16 protein-coding genes are annotated in these 17253 nt (G+C 45.4%); 13 read left to right on the forward strand and 3 right to left on the reverse strand.

The window, feature by feature from the left end; all coding sequences use genetic code 11:
• Positions 1-16: 16 nt before the first annotated feature.
• From H8705_RS03630 to nrdR, 9 genes are all read left to right on the forward strand, one after another.
• Positions 17-355: a histidine triad nucleotide-binding protein gene (locus H8705_RS03630; protein WP_262394493.1), complete on the forward strand. Its 339-nt coding sequence runs from the start codon at positions 17-19 to the stop codon at positions 353-355.
• A gap of 164 nt (positions 356-519) precedes the next feature.
• Positions 520-1914, forward strand: a complete 1395-nt coding sequence (gene asnS, locus H8705_RS03635) for an asparagine--tRNA ligase (RefSeq protein ID WP_262394494.1) — start codon at positions 520-522, stop codon at positions 1912-1914.
• Positions 1915-1984: 70 nt separating this feature from the next.
• The gene (locus H8705_RS03640; RefSeq protein ID WP_262394495.1) at positions 1985-3100 is read left to right on the forward strand and encodes a hypothetical protein; all 1116 of its coding nucleotides are present in this window, start codon (positions 1985-1987) and stop codon (positions 3098-3100) included.
• 284 nt (positions 3101-3384) lie between these two features.
• A complete protein-coding gene (locus H8705_RS03645) occupies positions 3385-4668 on the forward strand; it encodes an aminotransferase class I/II-fold pyridoxal phosphate-dependent enzyme (protein WP_262394496.1) in 1284 nt (427 codons plus the stop codon).
• 119 nt (positions 4669-4787) lie between these two features.
• Positions 4788-6218, forward strand: a complete 1431-nt coding sequence (gene purB, locus H8705_RS03650; RefSeq protein ID WP_262394497.1) for an adenylosuccinate lyase — start codon at positions 4788-4790, stop codon at positions 6216-6218.
• 176 nt (positions 6219-6394) lie between these two features.
• The gene (locus H8705_RS03655; RefSeq protein WP_262394498.1) at positions 6395-7759 is read left to right on the forward strand and encodes a preprotein translocase subunit SecD; all 1365 of its coding nucleotides are present in this window, start codon (positions 6395-6397) and stop codon (positions 7757-7759) included.
• On the forward strand, positions 7752-8675 hold the full coding sequence (gene secF / locus H8705_RS03660; protein WP_262394499.1) for a protein translocase subunit SecF: 924 nt from the start codon (positions 7752-7754) through the stop codon (positions 8673-8675). The genes H8705_RS03655 and secF overlap by 8 nt, the downstream gene beginning before the upstream one ends.
• 76 nt (positions 8676-8751) lie before the next feature.
• Positions 8752-9534 carry a sugar phosphate isomerase/epimerase family protein gene (locus tag H8705_RS03665; protein ID WP_262394500.1) on the forward strand — a complete coding sequence of 261 codons (783 nt, stop codon included), beginning with the start codon at positions 8752-8754 and terminating at the stop codon, positions 9532-9534.
• Positions 9535-9641: 107 nt separating this feature from the next.
• Positions 9642-10100, forward strand: coding sequence for a transcriptional regulator NrdR (nrdR, locus tag H8705_RS03670; protein WP_262394501.1), 459 nt, complete (start codon positions 9642-9644; stop codon positions 10098-10100).
• On the opposite strand, the gene H8705_RS03675 is transcribed toward nrdR, so the two are convergent.
• Positions 10097-10477 (reverse strand): DUF4363 family protein, encoded by a 381-nt coding sequence (locus H8705_RS03675; RefSeq protein WP_262394502.1) that lies wholly within the window; start codon positions 10475-10477, stop codon positions 10097-10099. The two genes, nrdR and H8705_RS03675, sit on opposite strands and share 4 nt — an antisense overlap.
• Positions 10478-10482: 5 nt before the next feature.
• Positions 10483-11178 carry a DUF421 domain-containing protein gene (locus tag H8705_RS03680; RefSeq protein ID WP_262394503.1) on the reverse strand — a complete coding sequence of 232 codons (696 nt, stop codon included), beginning with the start codon at positions 11176-11178 and terminating at the stop codon, positions 10483-10485.
• A 119-nt stretch (positions 11179-11297) separates the two neighbouring features.
• Between H8705_RS03680 and H8705_RS03685 the strand changes: the two genes are divergently transcribed.
• From H8705_RS03685 to H8705_RS03695, 3 genes are read left to right on the forward strand one after another with little or no spacing between them, the layout of a single operon-like run.
• Positions 11298-12857, forward strand: a complete 1560-nt coding sequence (locus H8705_RS03685; RefSeq protein WP_262394504.1) for a spore germination protein — start codon at positions 11298-11300, stop codon at positions 12855-12857.
• Positions 12847-13920, forward strand: coding sequence for a spore germination protein (locus H8705_RS03690; protein ID WP_262394505.1), 1074 nt, complete (start codon positions 12847-12849; stop codon positions 13918-13920). Before H8705_RS03685 ends, H8705_RS03690 begins: the two co-directional genes overlap by 11 nt.
• On the forward strand, positions 13917-15038 hold the full coding sequence (locus tag H8705_RS03695; protein ID WP_262394506.1) for a Ger(x)C family spore germination protein: 1122 nt from the start codon (positions 13917-13919) through the stop codon (positions 15036-15038). The genes H8705_RS03690 and H8705_RS03695 overlap by 4 nt, the downstream gene beginning before the upstream one ends.
• 247 nt (positions 15039-15285) lie before the next feature.
• Here H8705_RS03695 and H8705_RS03700 read toward each other — a convergent pair whose 3' ends face one another.
• A complete protein-coding gene (locus tag H8705_RS03700) occupies positions 15286-15651 on the reverse strand; it encodes a DUF2493 domain-containing protein (RefSeq protein WP_262394507.1) in 366 nt (121 codons plus the stop codon).
• Positions 15652-15904: 253 nt separating this feature from the next.
• On the opposite strand from H8705_RS03700, the gene spoIVB reads away from it, so the two are divergent.
• Positions 15905-17146: a SpoIVB peptidase gene (spoIVB, locus tag H8705_RS03705; protein ID WP_262394508.1), complete on the forward strand. Its 1242-nt coding sequence runs from the start codon at positions 15905-15907 to the stop codon at positions 17144-17146.
• Positions 17147-17253: the final 107 nt, after the last annotated feature.

The raw sequence follows: 17253 nt of genomic DNA on the forward strand, positions 1-17253 counted from the left end.
GAAGGGAGCCATAGGAATGGATTGCTTATTCTGTAAGATTATCGCAGGAGAAATCCCAAGCAATAAGATTTATGAAGATGAGCAGTGCTACGCATTTTATGACATTGATCCCCAAGCGCCGGTACATTTCCTTGTCATCCCCAAAGAGCATATTACCGGAGCCAATAAAATCACGGAGAAAAACAGCGCTGTGGTGGGACATATCTACGCTGTAATCGCCAAGATTACCAAGGAACTTGGTACGGGAGACGACTATCGTGTGGTAAGCAACTGCGGTAAAATGGCGGGGCAGACAGTGGGGCATCTTCACTTCCATGTGCTTGCTAAACGCAACTTGGCCTGGCCTCCGGGGTAGGCAAACGGCAAAAATAAATCCGCCTGCCCTTTGCAGCAGGCGGATTTATTGGGTTTTGGACTGGAAATACTATTATTTATATGCTATATTATGTAATATGAGTTTTCTTTTGAAAAAAGACAGAAAAACGATGGGCTTTAATAAGAATAAAAGGTGGTCGTGTTGTGAAGAGAACAGAGATTAAAAAACTGTTTATGTCGCCGGAGAGTTATTTGGATGTCTCCGTTACCGTATGCGGGTGGGTGAAAACCATCCGGGATTCCAAATCCATTGGTTTTATTGAGCTGAACGACGGTTCTTCTTTTGCAAACTTACAGATAATTTTGGAACAGGATAAGCTGGAAAACTTTTCCCAGGTGGTTAAGCTCAATGTAGGAAGCGCCTTAGTGGTGCATGGTAAACTTATCATGACTCCTCAGGCGAAACAGCCTTTTGAGATTCATGCGCAGAGCATTGAAGTGGAAGGAGCGTCTACCCCGGAATACCCATTGCAGAAAAAACGGCATTCTTTGGAGTTTTTGCGTTCCATCGCCCACCTGCGTCCCCGTACGAATACCTTCGCGGCAGTGTTTCGGGTACGTTCGGTAGCGGCGTACGCTATCCATAAATTTTTTAATGAACGGGGCTTTGTGTATGTCCATACTCCGTTGATTACAGGAAGCGACTGTGAGGGCGCGGGAGAAATGTTCCGGGTGACCTGCCTTGACGCGAAAAACCCGCCTCTTACAGAAACCGGCGAGGTGGATTTCTCCCAGGACTTTTTCGGTAAGCTCACCAGCCTGACCGTGTCCGGACAGTTAGAGGCCGAATGTATGGCGATGGCGTTTTCGAACGTCTATACCTTTGGACCAACCTTCCGTGCGGAAAACTCCAATACTCCCCGTCATGCGGCGGAATTTTGGATGATTGAGCCGGAGATCGCTTTTGCGGAACTATCGGATGATATGGAACTGGCACAGGACATGATTAAATTTGTCCTTTCTTATGTAATGGAACAGTGCCCTCAGGAGATGGAATTTTTTAATAATTTTTACGATAAGGGATTGATCCAACGGCTTAAAGGAATTATCAGCTCAGATTTTGCCCACGTAACTTATACCGAAGCGATTGAGATTTTGGAAAAGGCGAAGGATAAATTTGAGTATCCGGTGTATTGGGGCTGCGATCTGCAAACAGAGCATGAGCGGTATCTCACAGAACAAGTAATGAAAAAGCCTGTGTTCGTTACCGATTATCCCAAAGAGATCAAAGCGTTCTATATGCGCATGAACGACGATAATAAAACCGTTGCCGCGGTGGATCTTCTGGTGCCGGGAATTGGGGAGATTATCGGAGGAAGCCAGCGTGAAGAACGGTTGGATGTTTTGCTCAAACGAATGGAAGAGCTAAAACTCAATCCACAGGATTATAGCTGGTATCTGGATCTGCGCCGTTGGGGCGGCACCAAGCATGCAGGATTCGGGCTTGGATTTGAACGTTTGATTATGTATATCACTGGGGTTTCCAATATCCGTGATGTACTTCCGTTTCCAAGGACCACTGGCTCTGCGGAATATTAATAGTTTTAAAATCACACAGCCCGCTGTTTACAGCGGACTGTGTGTTATCTTTTGGAGAAAGGGGAAAAATATGAAAATTTGTATCAGGGTGGCGGCCGCGATTTTTGCCGCTGTGCTGTTAGCGGGATGCACTGCGCGGGGGGCGGGAGAAGAGCCGACTTCCTCTGAAGAATCTTCCCGTACAAATTTCACAGTTTCTCAAGAGGAAGAACCCTTACAAGAGGAACCGGAGTCTCAGCCTGCCCAGGAGGAAACAGAGGATTTGCTGCTGCCCCTGGTCAGAAGCGGGATTGCTTTTTACTTTTGGGAAACCCCTTCCCAGATAGAAGGGGTCGGTTTGGGGTATTTTGGGTTTCTCAAACTGGCGCAGCAAAATGATATGGAGCAATACAAAGATGCACAAACGGGGATGTACCATATCCCTTGCGCTCTGCTGGAAGAACAGGTAATGAAGTATTTTGATATTCCACGGGAGCAGATACGGGAAGGATATAACTGGTATCAGCCGGACGGGGATTATTATGAAGCGGATGCGGCCCCGGATTTTGGAAACACGATCAGGATGATTGGGCAGAAGGAGACAGAGGATGCCTTAACAGCGGACTTTTATGTGGCGGACAAAAGTGGCCGCATTCTTCGGGAAGTACGCTTAACGCTCCAAAAGGAGGGGGAGGAATATCGATACGCTTCCTGCCACAGCGTTAACCGCGATTATTATGGAAATTGTGTCAGCATGGATATTGCTCTTTTAGGGGATGACGAGCTGATATTTGAAAAAAGTACGGATATTCCATCAAAACAGCTGTTTGCTTTTGCCATGTATATTATTAATCAAGAGGGAATCCAGCGGGAAAACTGGGAAGCTTGGCAGGGGAATATTCCGCTGGACGTGATAGAGCAGGCGCTGTCCTGTTATTTAGGAGAAGTGTATTTTGATCCGGAGGAGATTGAAAATTACGATCCGCAAAATCAAGTGTTTACCGGGAGAATGATCGGAGGATTTGGCGGGGCGCGCAACGCTAGGATTGTCAGTGAGGATCAGGCGGAGAATGTGTTGACATTGGTATTGGATTTCTGCGATATGCAGGACGACAACAAGGTTTACTATACAAAAACTTATAAAATACAGATAAATGGGGAAAGCTATCAATATTTGTCTATTGCAAAGCAGATGCCTGAAAATTGACAGAACACGAATAATATGAAAGCGAGAAACTGCAAATTCTCAAATTAAATGTGCCTATCGCCCAGATATTTCCGTTAATATCCATAGAAATTAAGCAGTGTGAATAAATTTTTGCAAGATATAAAAATACAACTTGCAAAACGCCTTTGCATATTATATTATAGTATATAGTTGTTAAAAAATATCCGAGACCAGCAACCATGCAGAAAGATACAGAATTTTTGGTCGGGATATAGAAAAGTGTGTTGTGTGATTATTACTTACGAAATGCGAGGGCGAACATCATGTCAAATTACAGTGAGCTTTCCCGTGAAGAACTGCAGTCGCTGCACAGCGACTTGCTTACAAAATATGAGGATTATAAGAAAAAGAACTTGAAACTGGATATGTCCCGGGGCAAACCTGCCGCGGATCAGTTTGATTTAGTAAAAGAGCTGTTGGACACTGTCAATTCCTCCTCCTCTCTGATCTGTGAAAATGGGATGGACTGCCGCAATTATGGACTGATGGACGGAATCCCGGAAGCCAAGCGCCTGCTTGGAGAAATTATGGGCGTGCAGCCGCAGGAAGTGATTGTAGGCGGAAACTCCAGCCTGAATTTGATGTACGACGTTATCTCCTGGGCGTACACTCATGGGATACGTACTGGGGCCTTGCCTTGGTGCAAGCTGGAAAAGATAAAATTTTTGTGTCCGGTTCCTGGCTATGACCGCCACTTTAAGATTACCGAGAGTTTCGGGATTGAAATGATCAATGTGGAAATGACCTCTTCCGGTCCGGATATGGACATGGTGGAAAAGCTGGCGGCTCAGGACGAGAGCATTAAAGGGATTTGGTGTGTTCCCAAATATTCTAATCCTCAGGGAATTACTTACTCGGATGAAACCGTGCGGCGTATGGCTCGGATGAAGACCGCCGCGAAGGATTTTATCATCATGTGGGATAACGCGTACAGCGTACATGATCTTTATCCGGAAGATCGGGATTCCCTTCTTAATATTATGGAGGAGTGCAAAAAGGCGGGGGATCCCAGCCGTGTGATTATTTTTAGTTCTACCTCCAAAATCTCTTACTCTGGAGCGGGGTTGGCGGGGCTGGCTTCTTCGGAAGAAAACATCGCCAATATTAAAAAGCTGATGACCGTACAGACGATTGGATTTGATAAAATCAATCAGCTTCGGCATGTTCGTTATTTTAAAAATTATGAGGGCATATTGTCCCATATGGATCGGCAGGCCCAGCTTTTGCGCCCGAAGTTTAAAGCGGTGCTGACTGCCTTTGAAAAGGGTTTGGCTGGAAAAGGAATTGCCTCCTGGGTTTGCCCTAAAGGCGGCTACTTTATCTCCCTGGATGTGCTGCCGGGTTGCGCCCAGCGAGTGGTTTCGCTCTGCAAGGAAGCGGGAGTGGTCATGACCCCAGCCGGAGCGACTTATCCTTATGGAAAGGATCCTAAAGATCAGAATATCCGTGTAGCGCCCACCTATCCCACCGTAGCGGAACTGGAGCAGGCGGTGGAACTGCTGGTGCTCTGCGTTGAGCTGGCGGCGGTAGAAAAATTGCTGGGCTAAGTGAGAAAAACACAAGGGCGGGGAGCCTCCCCGCCCTTGTTTCTTGATTTTTTTATGTTATAATTTTCATATTACTAGATATGATTGGGAAAAATAGTAATCGAAAGGACGTTGAGCGGATGTACGACAGATATGAAAGCCCGTTTTGTACCAGGTATGCCAGCGATGAAATGCAGTATGTATTTTCTGCGGACAACAAGTTTAAAACTTGGCGGAAACTTTGGATCGCCTTGGCCAAGGCGGAAAAAAAGCAGGGGCTTCCCATTACCCAACAGCAGATTGACGAGTTGGAAATGTATAAGGATCAGATCAACTACGATGTAGCGATCGCCCGGGAAAAAGAATGCCGGCATGACGTTATGAGCCATGTGTACGCTTATGGAGTGCAGTGCCCTAACGCCAAGGGGATTATCCATTTAGGGGCCACCAGCTGTTATGTAGGGGACAACACAGATGTAATTGTCATGCGGGAGGGGCTGTGTATTGTCCGCCGCAAACTGCTGAATGTACTTTCCCTGCTTGCCGATTTTGCCATGAAATATAAAGATATGCCGGCGCTTGCCTACACTCATCTTCAGCCGGCGCAGCTGACCACTGTGGGCAAACGAGCTACCTTGTGGATAAACGAACTGATGATGGACCTTCAGGAAGTAGAATATCGTATTTCCAATCTGAAGCTATTGGGCTCCAAAGGGACCACCGGCACCCAGGCAAGCTTTGTGGAGCTGTTTGAAGGGGACGATGCCAAAATTAAAGCGGTGGAAATGGATATTGCCAAAGAAATGGGCTTTGACAGCGTAGTTCCCGTTTCGGGACAGACCTACTCCCGAAAAGTGGATAGCTTTGTGGTAAATGTTCTGTCTGGAATTGCCCAGTCCGCCAGTAAATTTTCCAACGACTTGCGGCTGCTTGCCAATTTTAAAGAAATGGAAGAACCTTTTGAAAAACAACAGATTGGTTCCTCCGCCATGCCCTATAAACGCAACCCCATGCGCAGCGAGCGGATTACCGCCCTGGCAAGATATGTAATGAGCGACAGCTTAAATCCGGCCTTTACTGCGGCCACTCAGTGGTTTGAGAGAACTCTGGATGACAGCGCCAACAAGCGTATCGCTGTAGCGGAGGCGTTTTTAGGGGTGGACGCGATTTTAAATATCATGCTCAACGTATGCGATGGTTTGGTGGTATATCCCAAAGTCATAGAACAGAGGGTGCGCCGGGAGCTTCCATTTATGGCCACAGAAAATATTATGATGAGCGCAGTGAAAAAAGGCGGCGACCGCCAGGCGCTTCATGAAAAGCTGCGGGTACATTCAATCGCCGCGGCAAAAGTGGTAAAAGAGGAAGGGGGAGAAAACGATTTGATCGATCGTATATGCGCTGATCCTGCGTTTGGGCTGAACCGGCAGGAAATTGAAGCGATTTTGGACCCGGCAGCCTTTACCGGGCGCAGTGCCAAACAAGTGCAGGAATATATCGATGAGATAGTTTCTCCGGTCTTAAAAGCCAACGCCGGTGTTTTAGGGGAAAAGGCGCAGCTTTCTGTATAAATAGGTAGAATTTGATTGACTTTTATGGTCAATTCAAATATAATTAAAAAAGTGCCGCATTTTGGAAATAGTGCGGTTTCGCATCAATGATAAACCATAGGCAACCGCAGTGGAACTCCATATCCTGCGGTTGCTGACTGTTTAAAGCAGGCGTGGTTTGCAAGGAGGACAAGCAGATGAAAAAAGTTGGCAAGCCGATGTTTTTTATTGTAGCTGCAATAATCATCGGACTGACAGCGCTGTCATTCCTGGGCGTCTCGACTACCTATGGCGATGTACCGACCAAGTACATCAAGGGTGTTGACGATATCCGCTGGGGTATCGATATCCGCGGAGGTGTGGATGTAACATTCAGCCCACCGGAAGGATATGACGCGACAGATGAAGAAATGGCTGCCGCTGAATCAATCATCAAGGTCAGAATGGTTTCCCAGAATATTACTGATTCTGAGATCTATACCGACTACAACAAAGACAGAATTATCGTTCGTTTCCCTTGGAAAGAGGATGAAACGGACTTTGACCCAGAAGACGCGGTAAAAGAGCTGGGCGAAACCGCGCTGCTCACATTTAAAGAAGGGTCCAACGGACCGGTAGTTATTGAAGGAAAGCATGTACAGGAAGCGTATGTTGCCTTGGATCCGCAGACAGGAAATCCAGTGGTAGCGCTGACCCTTACCTCGGAAGGGGCTACTCTGTTTTCTGAGGCGACCGGCAGGTTGAAAGGACAGACAATCTCCATTTGGATGGACGATACAAAAATCAGCGAACCAGTGGTAAACGATCAGATTACCGACGGCAACGCTACTATTTCCAGCCCGAACTTCACGACAGAAGAGGCAAAGGATCTGGCGGATAAGATTAACGGCGGTGCCTTGCCGTTTAAACTGCAAACAGAAAACTTCAGCTCAATCTCCGCTACTTTGGGCCTCGGTTCCAGGGATGCGATGGTAACGGCAGGCATCATTGCCTTCATTTTGGTTTCTATCTTTATTATTATTATGTACCGGCTGCCTGGTGTAATCGCTTGTATTGCGCTGATGGGCCAGGTAGCGGGTTCTATCGCCTGTATCACCGGGTTCTTCCCCAATATTCCGTCCTTCACCCTGACCCTTCCGGGTATCGCGGGTATTATCCTTTCCATTGGTATGGGCGTTGACGCCAACGTAATTACCTCGGAACGTATTAAGGAAGAATTAAAAGTTGGAAAAACGATTGACGGCGCGATTGACAGCGGATTCAGCAGAACCTTTGCCGCGATTTTTGACGGCAATATCACTATGGTTCTGGTGGCTGTGGTATTGATGGGGGCGTTCGGCCCTCCGGGAAGCATCTTCGCAAGACTGCTTGCCCCAATTTTCCGTTGGTTCGGATCTTCTGCAACCGGTGCGATTTATTCCTTTGGTTATACCCTGGTTGTTGGTGTTATCTTTAACTTCCTCATGGGTGTTACCGCATCCAGACTAATGCTTAAATCGATCTCCAAGTTTAAAGCATTTAAGAATCCTTGGCTGTATGGAGGTGTAAAAAACAATGATTAATATCGTAGGTCGTAAGAAAATTTGGTTTACTATTTCCAGCGCGATCATCATTGTTACCATCCTTGTAGCCTTGATTTTCAGTGTGGAATTGGATATCCAATTCCGCGGCGGATCGATTGTAACTTACTCCCACAGCGGGGAATTGGACAAAGGCGATTTTGCCAAAACGATTGAAAGTGTCCTTGGCGGCGAAAAGGTCTCCATTCAGGAGCAGCGGGATGTAACTACCGGGGAGATGAACCTGGTGGTCACCCTTTCTTCCAAGCAGGGAATTTCCCCTGAAAAATATGGGGAGATCAACGACGCTCTGTGGGCTGCCTATCCACAAAACAATATTGAAGTAGTTTCCACCAGCAATGTTGATGCGTCTATTGGACATGACTTTCTGATCAAATCCGTGGTTGCGGTAGCGGCGGCATCTGTTTTGATGATTGTGTATATCGCTTTCCGTTTCCGTAAAATTGGCGGCTGGTCCGCGGGTGTATTCTCGGTATTAGCGCTGCTGCATGACGTTATGTTTGTATTTGCGGTGTTCGTATTTTTCCGAATCCCGCTCAACGACAGCTTTATCGCGGTTGTGCTGACTATTTTGGGGTACTCTATCAACGCGACGGTGGTTATATATGACCGTATCCGTGAAAATAAACGGCTGCTGGGGACCAAAGTATCTTTGGCTGAGCTGGTCAATACTTCGATTAACCAGTCCCTGACCCGTTCGATCAATACTACGATTTCTACGGTAATCGCTATGGGTACTGTATGCGTAGTAGCAATCGTTTATAATGTAAGCTCGATCATTACCTTTGCGGCTCCTATGCTGGTGGGTATGATAGCTGGTGCGTATTCTTCCGTATGTATCGCAGGTCCTTTGTGGGTTACCTGGCAGGAACACAAACTGGCAAAAAAACACGGGTAAGCATATCATAGTATGGTAAGGGCGGATGGTAACTTCCGCCCTTATTTTATTTAAGATATACTAAGGAGGTGTCCAAATGCTTGCGGGAATTTCCACAGCCTGTTTATATCCCCAGCCTACAGAAGAGGCGCTAAAATATGTAACAGGGATCGGCGTACAGGCGGCTGAAATCTTTTTTAACGCTCCAAGCGAGTTGAAGGACGCTTTTACCCGCCAGTTAAGGCGGATCGCTGATGACGGCGGGACAAAAATTGTTTCTGTCCATCCATTTACTTCAGGATTAGAGCCGCTGCTGTTTTTTTCTGAATACAAGCGTAGATACTATGATGGGATAGAACTCTATAAACAGTACTTTCACGCGGCGAATATGCTGGGAGCGAAATTTTTAATATTCCACGGCAACCGTCGTGAAAGTTCGCTTTCGTATGAGAATTATTTTGATCTGTACGGGGAAGTGGATTACCAAGCCAAGAAAATGGGAATACGTTTGGCGCAGGAAAATGTACCACGGTGTACCAGCTGCTGTCCGGAATTTTTTCGGCGGATGCGGGATTATCTGCCGGACAGCTGCTTTACATTGGATATCAAGCAGGCGCTTCGAGCTGGTTTTTCTTTGGAGGAAATGGCCGCGTCTATGGGGAGAAATATTGTCCATCTGCATATAAGCGATCATACAGAACAATGCGATTGTCTGCCCATCGGAAAGGGAACGCTGGAGCTGGGAAAGTTTCTTCGCCAGGTAAAGGAATTGGGATTTGACGGCGGAGTGTTGCTGGAGCTATATAATCATAGCTATGAAAATCAATGCGAATTGGCGGACAGCTATGAGACTTTATTAAAAACGGTGGAAAATATGTAAAGGTTTCCAATGTTTTTTACACTTTGACGAATAAAAGAGTTGTAACCCCCCTGATTTTATGTTATTATACTGTTAGTATAATAACATAAAATCAGGGGGGTTATTCTATGAAATGCCCATATTGCGGATACGTGGAAAGCAAAGTGATTGATTCCCGCCCAACAGATGAATGGGAAAGAATCCGCCGCCGCCGGGAATGTCTTAAGTGCGAAAAACGTTTTACCACCTATGAGATTATTGAGACCACGCCGTTAGTGGTAATCAAAAAAGATGGGTCACGGCAAGGGTTTGATTCTGGAAAACTCTTAAGCGGCTTAGTCCGTGCCTGTGAAAAGCGTCCGGTTTCTCTGGCGGTATTGGAGCAGGCGGTAAATGATATTGAATTAACCCTACATAATTCCTTGGATAAGGAAATCCCTACCAATAAAATAGGGGAGCTCGCCATGGAAAAATTGCGGGAGATCGACGAGGTCGCTTATGTGCGCTTCGCTTCTGTATACCGTCAGTTTAAGGATATCGACAGCTTTATGAAAGAGTTGGAAGACCTGCTGGCCGCCAGAGGCTAAAAGATATTTTTAGGGCTTGGGATTTCTGAATCCCAAATATGTGCTATCAGTACCCGGGTATGTTCCACCTCTGCCGCAAACTCAGAGATATCCCCGTATTGGGCGAGGGAAGGGAGCCGGGCGATAATGCCGGTGATCTCGTCCAGCTGGTGATGATGGACATATCTTGTCATAACTTTTTCATTTACATGCCATTGATGAATTACTTGATCGGTCAGGCTTTGGGCCTGGCCGATTTCATTATTATTGATATATTCTTTTATCTGGGAAAGCGTTTCAGTCATATCCTGCGTAACCGTGTGAAGATGCCACAGGGAAAGCCCGCTTAACGCAATAAGCAGTGCAAAAACAACAACAGCGACGCCAACACGTTTCATGGATTTTATCCCTTTCTTTTCAGCAATGGAATTTTTGGAACGATCAGATAATCCGCCTGGCGATTGCAGGTCATGAGGAAAATATCCTGTGCGCGATAGCCATTTTCAGTGATGGTTTTTTCTAACCACTCATATTTTAGATTACAATATTTTAATCCGCTGTCAATTACTGCGCCATCGCTGATTAATACTACAGGCGGGGCGTTGCTGCCGGAAGGCTCCTGAAGAGAAAGCATTTGAGCAGTTACGGTGCGGGCGCCGAATTTCTGATATACGGACAGTTTTCCGGTAGTTTCTACAATAGCGAAGGCAACGTCCCGGATATCAAAGACATTATTGGTTCTAAGCTGTTCCATCAAATCGTCTACAGAAAACCGAAGATTGCGCAGCTCCTGCTGATCGATCTCTCCATCTCGAATAATAACACGAGGCGTACCGGAAATAATCCGGCGCGCCTTTTTAAATTTTAAGGTAAAGGCAGACATAAATACTTCGAAACACACTAGGGTTAAAATCGGTACAATACCGCCCATCAATGGGACGTTGATATCTTCAATAGACATGGTAGCAATATTGGATACTAGGATGGTAACAACCAGTTCCGATGGCTGCAGTTCCCCTAACTGGCGTTTTCCCATTAGACGCAGCCCAAAGATAATCACAATATATACAAAAATTACACGTATCAGAGCTACAGACATAAAGGAAACCTCCGTCAACAGATTATACATAAAATAGTATTGTCATAAATTTTTGTGATATTCTTTCGCCAAAATTGGCAACACTAGTAGTGTGAGATCATGAGGACGGGAGTAAAAATATGAAATTATTTCATTTTATAAAAAGCAAATTTGATGCGGGTCTTTCTGCTTATGAACCACCCCAAGAGGATCCGGCCCTTTCAAAAAAAATGGGCAGTGATTTGATGGAAAGGGTTATTACGATCCGACAGATGTTCAGTGATTCCGGAGATCTATTGATTCGGGAGGTCACAATAAGCGGGGTCAAATGCGCCGTATGTATGTGTGAGGGAATGGTAAACACCAACGTATTCAGCAAAATGTTCGCCCAGCCGCTGACCAATTTAACTTTGGAGCAAGCCACGCCCCAGAAACTGTTGGAATGGGTGCGAAGTCAATCTCTTCTGGCGCCCGATCAAAAAGAATTTTATACTTACGGAGAATTTTTCCGCTTTATTATGTCGGGATTTGTGGTCATTCTTATTGAACAGCTGGATATGGGAATTGCAATGGGAATCCAGGGATTTGCCGGGCGCGGAGTGGATGAGCCGGCTACGGAGGTGAATGTGCGGGGATCCCGGGAAGGGTTTATCGAAATGCTCCGTCCCAATATGGCGCTGCTCCGCCGCAGAATAAAATCGCCTCATTTGATTTTTGAATTGTTTCCCATCGGAACAAAAAGTAAAACGGACGTAATGCTGGTGTATATGGACGACGTGGTTTCTCCGGAACTCCTGCGAGAAATCCGATACCGGCTTTCTAAGGTGAAAATCGACGTAGTGCTGGAAACCGGATATCTTCAGCCATTTTTGGATTCCAAGCCCGTATCCCTGTTTAGCGGGGTGGGAACTACCGAACGCCCGGATACCTTATGCGCTAAAATTGCAGAAGGCAGGGTAGGAGTTATGTTGGATGGAACCCCCTTCGCTTTGGTTGTTCCTTATCTGTTTACCGAGAATTTCCAGAGTTTTGACGATTACTCCCATCGCCCTTACTTCGCCACTTTTATCCGCTGGCTAAAGTACACAGCCTTTTTATTCTCTGTACTGCTTCCCGGACTTTATGTCGCCATCGCCAGCTTTCATCCAGAGTTATTTCCCAGTTCTCTGCTATTCAGCCTGGTAATCAGTGAAGAAAATACCCCGTTCCCATTGATGCTGGAGGCCTTTATTATCTTTTTTATTTTTGAAATGATGCGGGAAGCGGGTCTTCGCCTGCCTCGTCCAGTAGGACATGCAGTTGGTATTGTAGGGGCTTTGGTTATCGGAGATGCCGCTGTAACCGCCGGGATTATCGGCGCTCCTATGGTGATGGTAGTGGCCTTGACAGCCATTAGTTCGTTTGTCGTCCCCTCCCTGTATGAGCCGGTAACCTTTCTGCGTTTTGCTTTTATCCTCATTGGGGGAATTTTTGGGATCTTTGGGATTACCTTAGGGCTGTGCGCTGTATTTGTCAATTTGTGCGCGATCAACCCTTTAGGCGTGCCTACCACCACGCCTGCCACTCCCTTTTCCAGCTATGCCATGCGGGATGTACTATTTCGCTGGGGCTGGCGGACACTGCAAAAGGAGGATTTACGGGTACAAGATTTAAAGGGAAGCAATCTCCATATGCGAGGGGGAGAAAAGGATGAAAACTAATGCCATTTCCAGTGGACAGTTGGTTACCTTGCTTTTTTTAAGCCGCATATTTAATATTTTCACTTATACCCCTCATTCGCAAACAAGCGTTCCCGGTTCTGTTGTTCTGCTTGCGATTCCGTTGGCAGGGATAATTATGGTGGCGCTATTTTTTCCAGCGTGGCATCTGATACAAAAAAGCAAGATGGGAATATTGGAGGCGGCGCAGACCGTACACCCATTTTTTGGCAACCTATGTGCAGGAATTATAGGGATGGTTTGTCTGCTTATGGGTGCATATACTGTCAGTCATTTTGAATTTTTTATGATAAGCACTATTTATCCGCAGGCAGAATCCTGGATTTTTGTACTGCTGTTTTTACCGGTAGTCGCTTATGCCGCTTATCTGGGAATTGAAGCAGTCGCAAGAATGTCAGTCACCGTGTTTATTGTTGTTTTAGGAATTATTCTTTTAGTACTGGTGGGTCTTCTTCCGGAAATAAATCTAGTTTATGTTCAAAGCCCCTTTATCGGAGGCTGGAAAATGATTGTCATAGGCTGTATTCGGCAGATTACCAACAATATGGAAATTTTGCTGTTTCTTCTGCTTGTTCCCACTATTCGGGGAAATGGAAAAAAAGCTTATATTATCTGGATTATCCTGGGCGCAGCAATGTATGAAATACTTTCCTTTTTTACATTGACATCGCTGGGAGAGTATTCTGCTACCCGCCTATTTCCCTTTTATACTGCCGCGTCTGTGGCGAAGCTGTCCATCTTTGGTCGGCTTGACTTACTTCATATTGCAGTATGGGTATTTGTAGCTTTTATTCGAACGACCTTATATGTATATGGAGCATACCTGAGCTTTCGCATATTATTTCCCAAGGTGAAAAAAGGGTGGGGGATTTTTTTGTGCGCCTTTCTTATGACAGGGGTGTCCATGCTGAACTCTTTGGATATGAGATATCTTAGTGTCTATAGCCGGGTGTTATTTAATGGGGTTCCCTTTATTCTGGTGATCCTTCTTATTCCAATACTCACACTGCTGCTAGGGCGCAAAAAATGGAGGGAAAAGGCATGAAAAAGATACTGCTGTCCTTGCTGACTGTGATGATGTTAACCGGCTGTATGGGAAATGTATATTTAAACGACCGAGGTATTGTACAGGCGGTCGGGATCGATTATGCCGATGGAGAATATTCGCTGACCATGGAGCTGTTTAATGTGGAGGAGAGTTCTGCAGATCAAGGAGCCTCCGGTGCGAAAAGCAAAATTATAAAATCTCAAGGCAAAAGCATCACCGAGGCTATTCAGAAGACGGCCCTTTCCGAAGGAAAAATAATGTTTTTTGGAAACTGTAAAGTTATTGTCCTTGGGGAAGAGACCGCCCGTGAAGGGGTTAGTAAAGCGTTAGATTATTTTAACTCCACTCATGAGACCCCTCCTACGATACTGGTATTAACCGCCCGGGGAAAGGCTGAGGATATTTTATCCACGAAAGAAGAGGAACCAATCGTTCCGGGAAAAGAAATTTTGGATATGGTAGAGGCCGCACAAAAAAGCGGTTTTTCTCCCCAAAGCCGCTTAATGGACATTATTGGAGATATTCAGGAGCCAAACATATCGGGAACTCTTTGCTTGATTGAAGCGCAGGAAGAAAAAGAGAAACCGGTGCTCTCCCTGGCAGGACTGGCGGTTTTCCGGGAGGATCGTATGATTTCTACGCTTCCCTTGGAGCAGTGCAGGGGCCTGCAATGGATAAAAGGGAAGATTAAGGCCACAGAAATATATATTAAAGAAGATCGTATTGGTCAGATAACAGCGGTAACCTCTCAGACAAGTTCAAAGAAGAATGCAAATATTTCCGGAGATCATCCGGAAATGGTCATTAAAATTAAGGTAAAAAGCACTGCGGTGGAAGTCGTTTTAAATTCGGGAAGCCCTCTGTCCAAAGAAGATCAAAAATATGTGACGAAACTGCAGGAGCAGCTTATACGCTCAGAGGTATTGGAGCTCATCCAGGCTACCCAGCGAAAGGGGTTGGATGTATTGGGACTTGCACAGCATGTTAAGAAGTCATCTCCTGAATTTTACTTGGGTCATCAAAATGACTGGAAAAATATCGTGGAAAACGCAAATTATCAAGTGGAAGTAACCTGCGAAATGGATCGTATGGGTGTGGGAAATAAACTATTGTAAAAATTTTATTGATGCAAATTTCTGTTCTCGTACTGTTATATATTAAAAAAACAGCCGCAAAATATCCTTTTGTACCCGGACGCTGCCAGGGGATAGGTTCGCGGAAGCGAAACCATTTTATTCCTTTTGTGGTCAGAACTCGGAAACTCGGCGCGTTTTCTCCGCCAACAGCGGGTAAAAATCCTCAATTTGCCGAGGGCGGCAATAAAAAATGTCCGCATTATGCGGACATTTTTAAGACGAAAGTTTATTTTCCCCTTTTGGACTGAGGAGAATCCAGCGTAATAATTTTAAATGGCGTGTGAGTCTGAACACAATACGCAAGCGTATTGGCCGATCCGCGGGACTGTACATCCCAGAAAGCCAGCACCAGCGCCGCCCGTTCTACAATCAATTTATTGCGCTCCAAAGGAGCGGTACGGCCGTAGGTCTCATAGTCCGGAAGAATAATTTTCATAGGAATATTTAACCTTGCGGCGGCCTCTTCCGCCAGTCGGTCCACTCCTTGGGCGCCGCCGCTAATAATTTCCGAACAATTTTGGGGGATATAGGGGATAATCTGCTCCACTGTAAGATCACCGCTGTCACGGGTTCCAATTATGGCAACACGCATCTCATTACCCTCTTTTTTCATTAGAAATTCTTATGTTTATTGTAACATAACCTGGAAATTTCTTCTATAAAATTTTTAAAAAATCAACAATTTATGTTTTTCCCCAGCAAACAGGAACAAAATTATTACTTACAAAAATTCTTGTAGTTATTCCCCTAAATAAAAAAACAAGGCGGTGGAACATTAAGAGAGAAGAAAATTATTTTAAATTTTGAGTTCAGAAGGAAACTCAAAGTCAGGGGGATACTAACCAATGAACAAGAAAAAAAGCATATTAGGATATAAGTTTTTTGCAAGTGTTCTTTCCCTTGCGGTAGTAGCGGTACAGTCGATGGCGCTTTATACCCAGGCGGTGCTGCCTGACCATTATTATGTAGCGGCGGGAGAACGTCTCACAATTAATTCGCGGGTCCCTATTACATTAGAACAGACGGATACCAGCCTGCCGATAGAAGTTTACTCAACGGCTGGGAACAGCTATAACGCCAATTTAAAAATTTTTGGCAACGTGGGAATAAAACAAGTCCAGGTTCAGGTAGTCGACCGGGAAATGGTCATTCCGGGAGGAAACACTTTCGGAATTAAAATGTTTACCGAAGGGGTAATTGTAGTAGGAATGAGCGATATAACATCGGATGGTGTGACACAAAATCCAGCCAAACAAGCAGGAATTAAAGTGGGAGATATTATTACCTCCATGAATGGACAAGAGATGAAAACCAATGAGGACGTGGGCACGGTAGTTTCCAGCTGCAAAGGGCAGCCGGTAACAGTGAATTTAACAAGAAATGGAGCGGATCTCACCTGCCAGATATCTCCGGTAAAAACAGATGACGGACTATACCGGGCAGGAATTTGGGTGAGAGATTCTTCGGCTGGAATAGGCACTATGACATATTATAACCCAACTACCAATTTATTTGCAGGATTAGGCCACGCGATCTGTGATATTGACACAGGGGAAATTATGCCGCTGCATTCAGGCGAGATTGTAGATGTTAAGATCACAGGGGTCAATAAAGGAGCCAGCGGTGCGCCAGGAGAATTAAAGGGAAGCTTTTTAGGAGAAAAAACAGGGGAATTATACGTAAATTCTCCCTGCGGAATTTTCGGCGTAGGAACTAAAATTCCTACACATGCGCAGCCTGTACCTATGGCGCTTGGTTATGAGGTTACCGAAGGACCGGCCACAATCATCAGTACTTTGGATGAAGGAGAGCCAGAGGAATTTGATATCCAGATCGAAAAAGTGAGTATCGGAGAGAATAATCCAACGAAAAATATGATAATTCGTGTAGTAGACCAGGACCTTTTATCAAAATCAGGGGGAATTGTACAGGGGATGAGCGGCAGTCCAATACTGCAAAATGGGAAACTAGTAGGCGCGGTTACCCATGTTTTCGTCAATGATCCGACACGAGGTTATGGAATTTTTGCAGAAAATATGAACAAGATGTCGAATAATGTCGAAGTAGGTCGATTAAAGGTTTCATAAATTCACCAAAGTTTTCGCAAAAAGTTGTCTGTAGATTTATACGGTAAATGAGTGAAAATGATTGTTTTTTTGTTTAATAGGTGATAATATATTGGAGAGGGAAGCGG

Origin of the sequence: Youxingia wuxianensis (assembly GCF_014385085.1) — a bacterium.
Classification (GTDB): domain Bacteria; phylum Bacillota; class Clostridia; order Oscillospirales; family Ruminococcaceae; genus Youxingia; species Youxingia wuxianensis.

Bases quoted from the DNA above. Each gene is read 5' to 3' on its own strand.
- nrdR (WP_262394501.1), top strand. From the start codon at position 9,642: ATGAAATGCCCATATTGCGGATACGTGGAAAGCAAAGTGATTGATTCC.
- H8705_RS03700 (WP_262394507.1), bottom strand. From the start codon at position 15,651: ATGCGTGTTGCCATAATTGGAACCCGTGACAGCGGTGATCTTACAGTG.
- H8705_RS03685 (WP_262394504.1), top strand. From the start codon at position 11,298: ATGAAATTATTTCATTTTATAAAAAGCAAATTTGATGCGGGTCTTTCT.
- spoIVB (WP_262394508.1), top strand. From the start codon at position 15,905: ATGAACAAGAAAAAAAGCATATTAGGATATAAGTTTTTTGCAAGTGTT.
- H8705_RS03630 (WP_262394493.1), top strand. From the start codon at position 17: ATGGATTGCTTATTCTGTAAGATTATCGCAGGAGAAATCCCAAGCAAT.
- H8705_RS03690 (WP_262394505.1), top strand. From the start codon at position 12,847: ATGAAAACTAATGCCATTTCCAGTGGACAGTTGGTTACCTTGCTTTTT.
- H8705_RS03645 (WP_262394496.1), top strand. From the start codon at position 3,385: ATGTCAAATTACAGTGAGCTTTCCCGTGAAGAACTGCAGTCGCTGCAC.
- H8705_RS03640 (WP_262394495.1), top strand. From the start codon at position 1,985: ATGAAAATTTGTATCAGGGTGGCGGCCGCGATTTTTGCCGCTGTGCTG.
- H8705_RS03655 (WP_262394498.1), top strand. From the start codon at position 6,395: ATGAAAAAAGTTGGCAAGCCGATGTTTTTTATTGTAGCTGCAATAATC.
- H8705_RS03665 (WP_262394500.1), top strand. From the start codon at position 8,752: ATGCTTGCGGGAATTTCCACAGCCTGTTTATATCCCCAGCCTACAGAA.
- purB (WP_262394497.1), top strand. From the start codon at position 4,788: ATGTACGACAGATATGAAAGCCCGTTTTGTACCAGGTATGCCAGCGAT.
- H8705_RS03680 (WP_262394503.1), bottom strand. From the start codon at position 11,178: ATGTCTGTAGCTCTGATACGTGTAATTTTTGTATATATTGTGATTATC.
- H8705_RS03695 (WP_262394506.1), top strand. From the start codon at position 13,917: ATGAAAAAGATACTGCTGTCCTTGCTGACTGTGATGATGTTAACCGGC.
- secF (WP_262394499.1), top strand. From the start codon at position 7,752: ATGATTAATATCGTAGGTCGTAAGAAAATTTGGTTTACTATTTCCAGC.
- H8705_RS03675 (WP_262394502.1), bottom strand. From the start codon at position 10,477: ATGAAACGTGTTGGCGTCGCTGTTGTTGTTTTTGCACTGCTTATTGCG.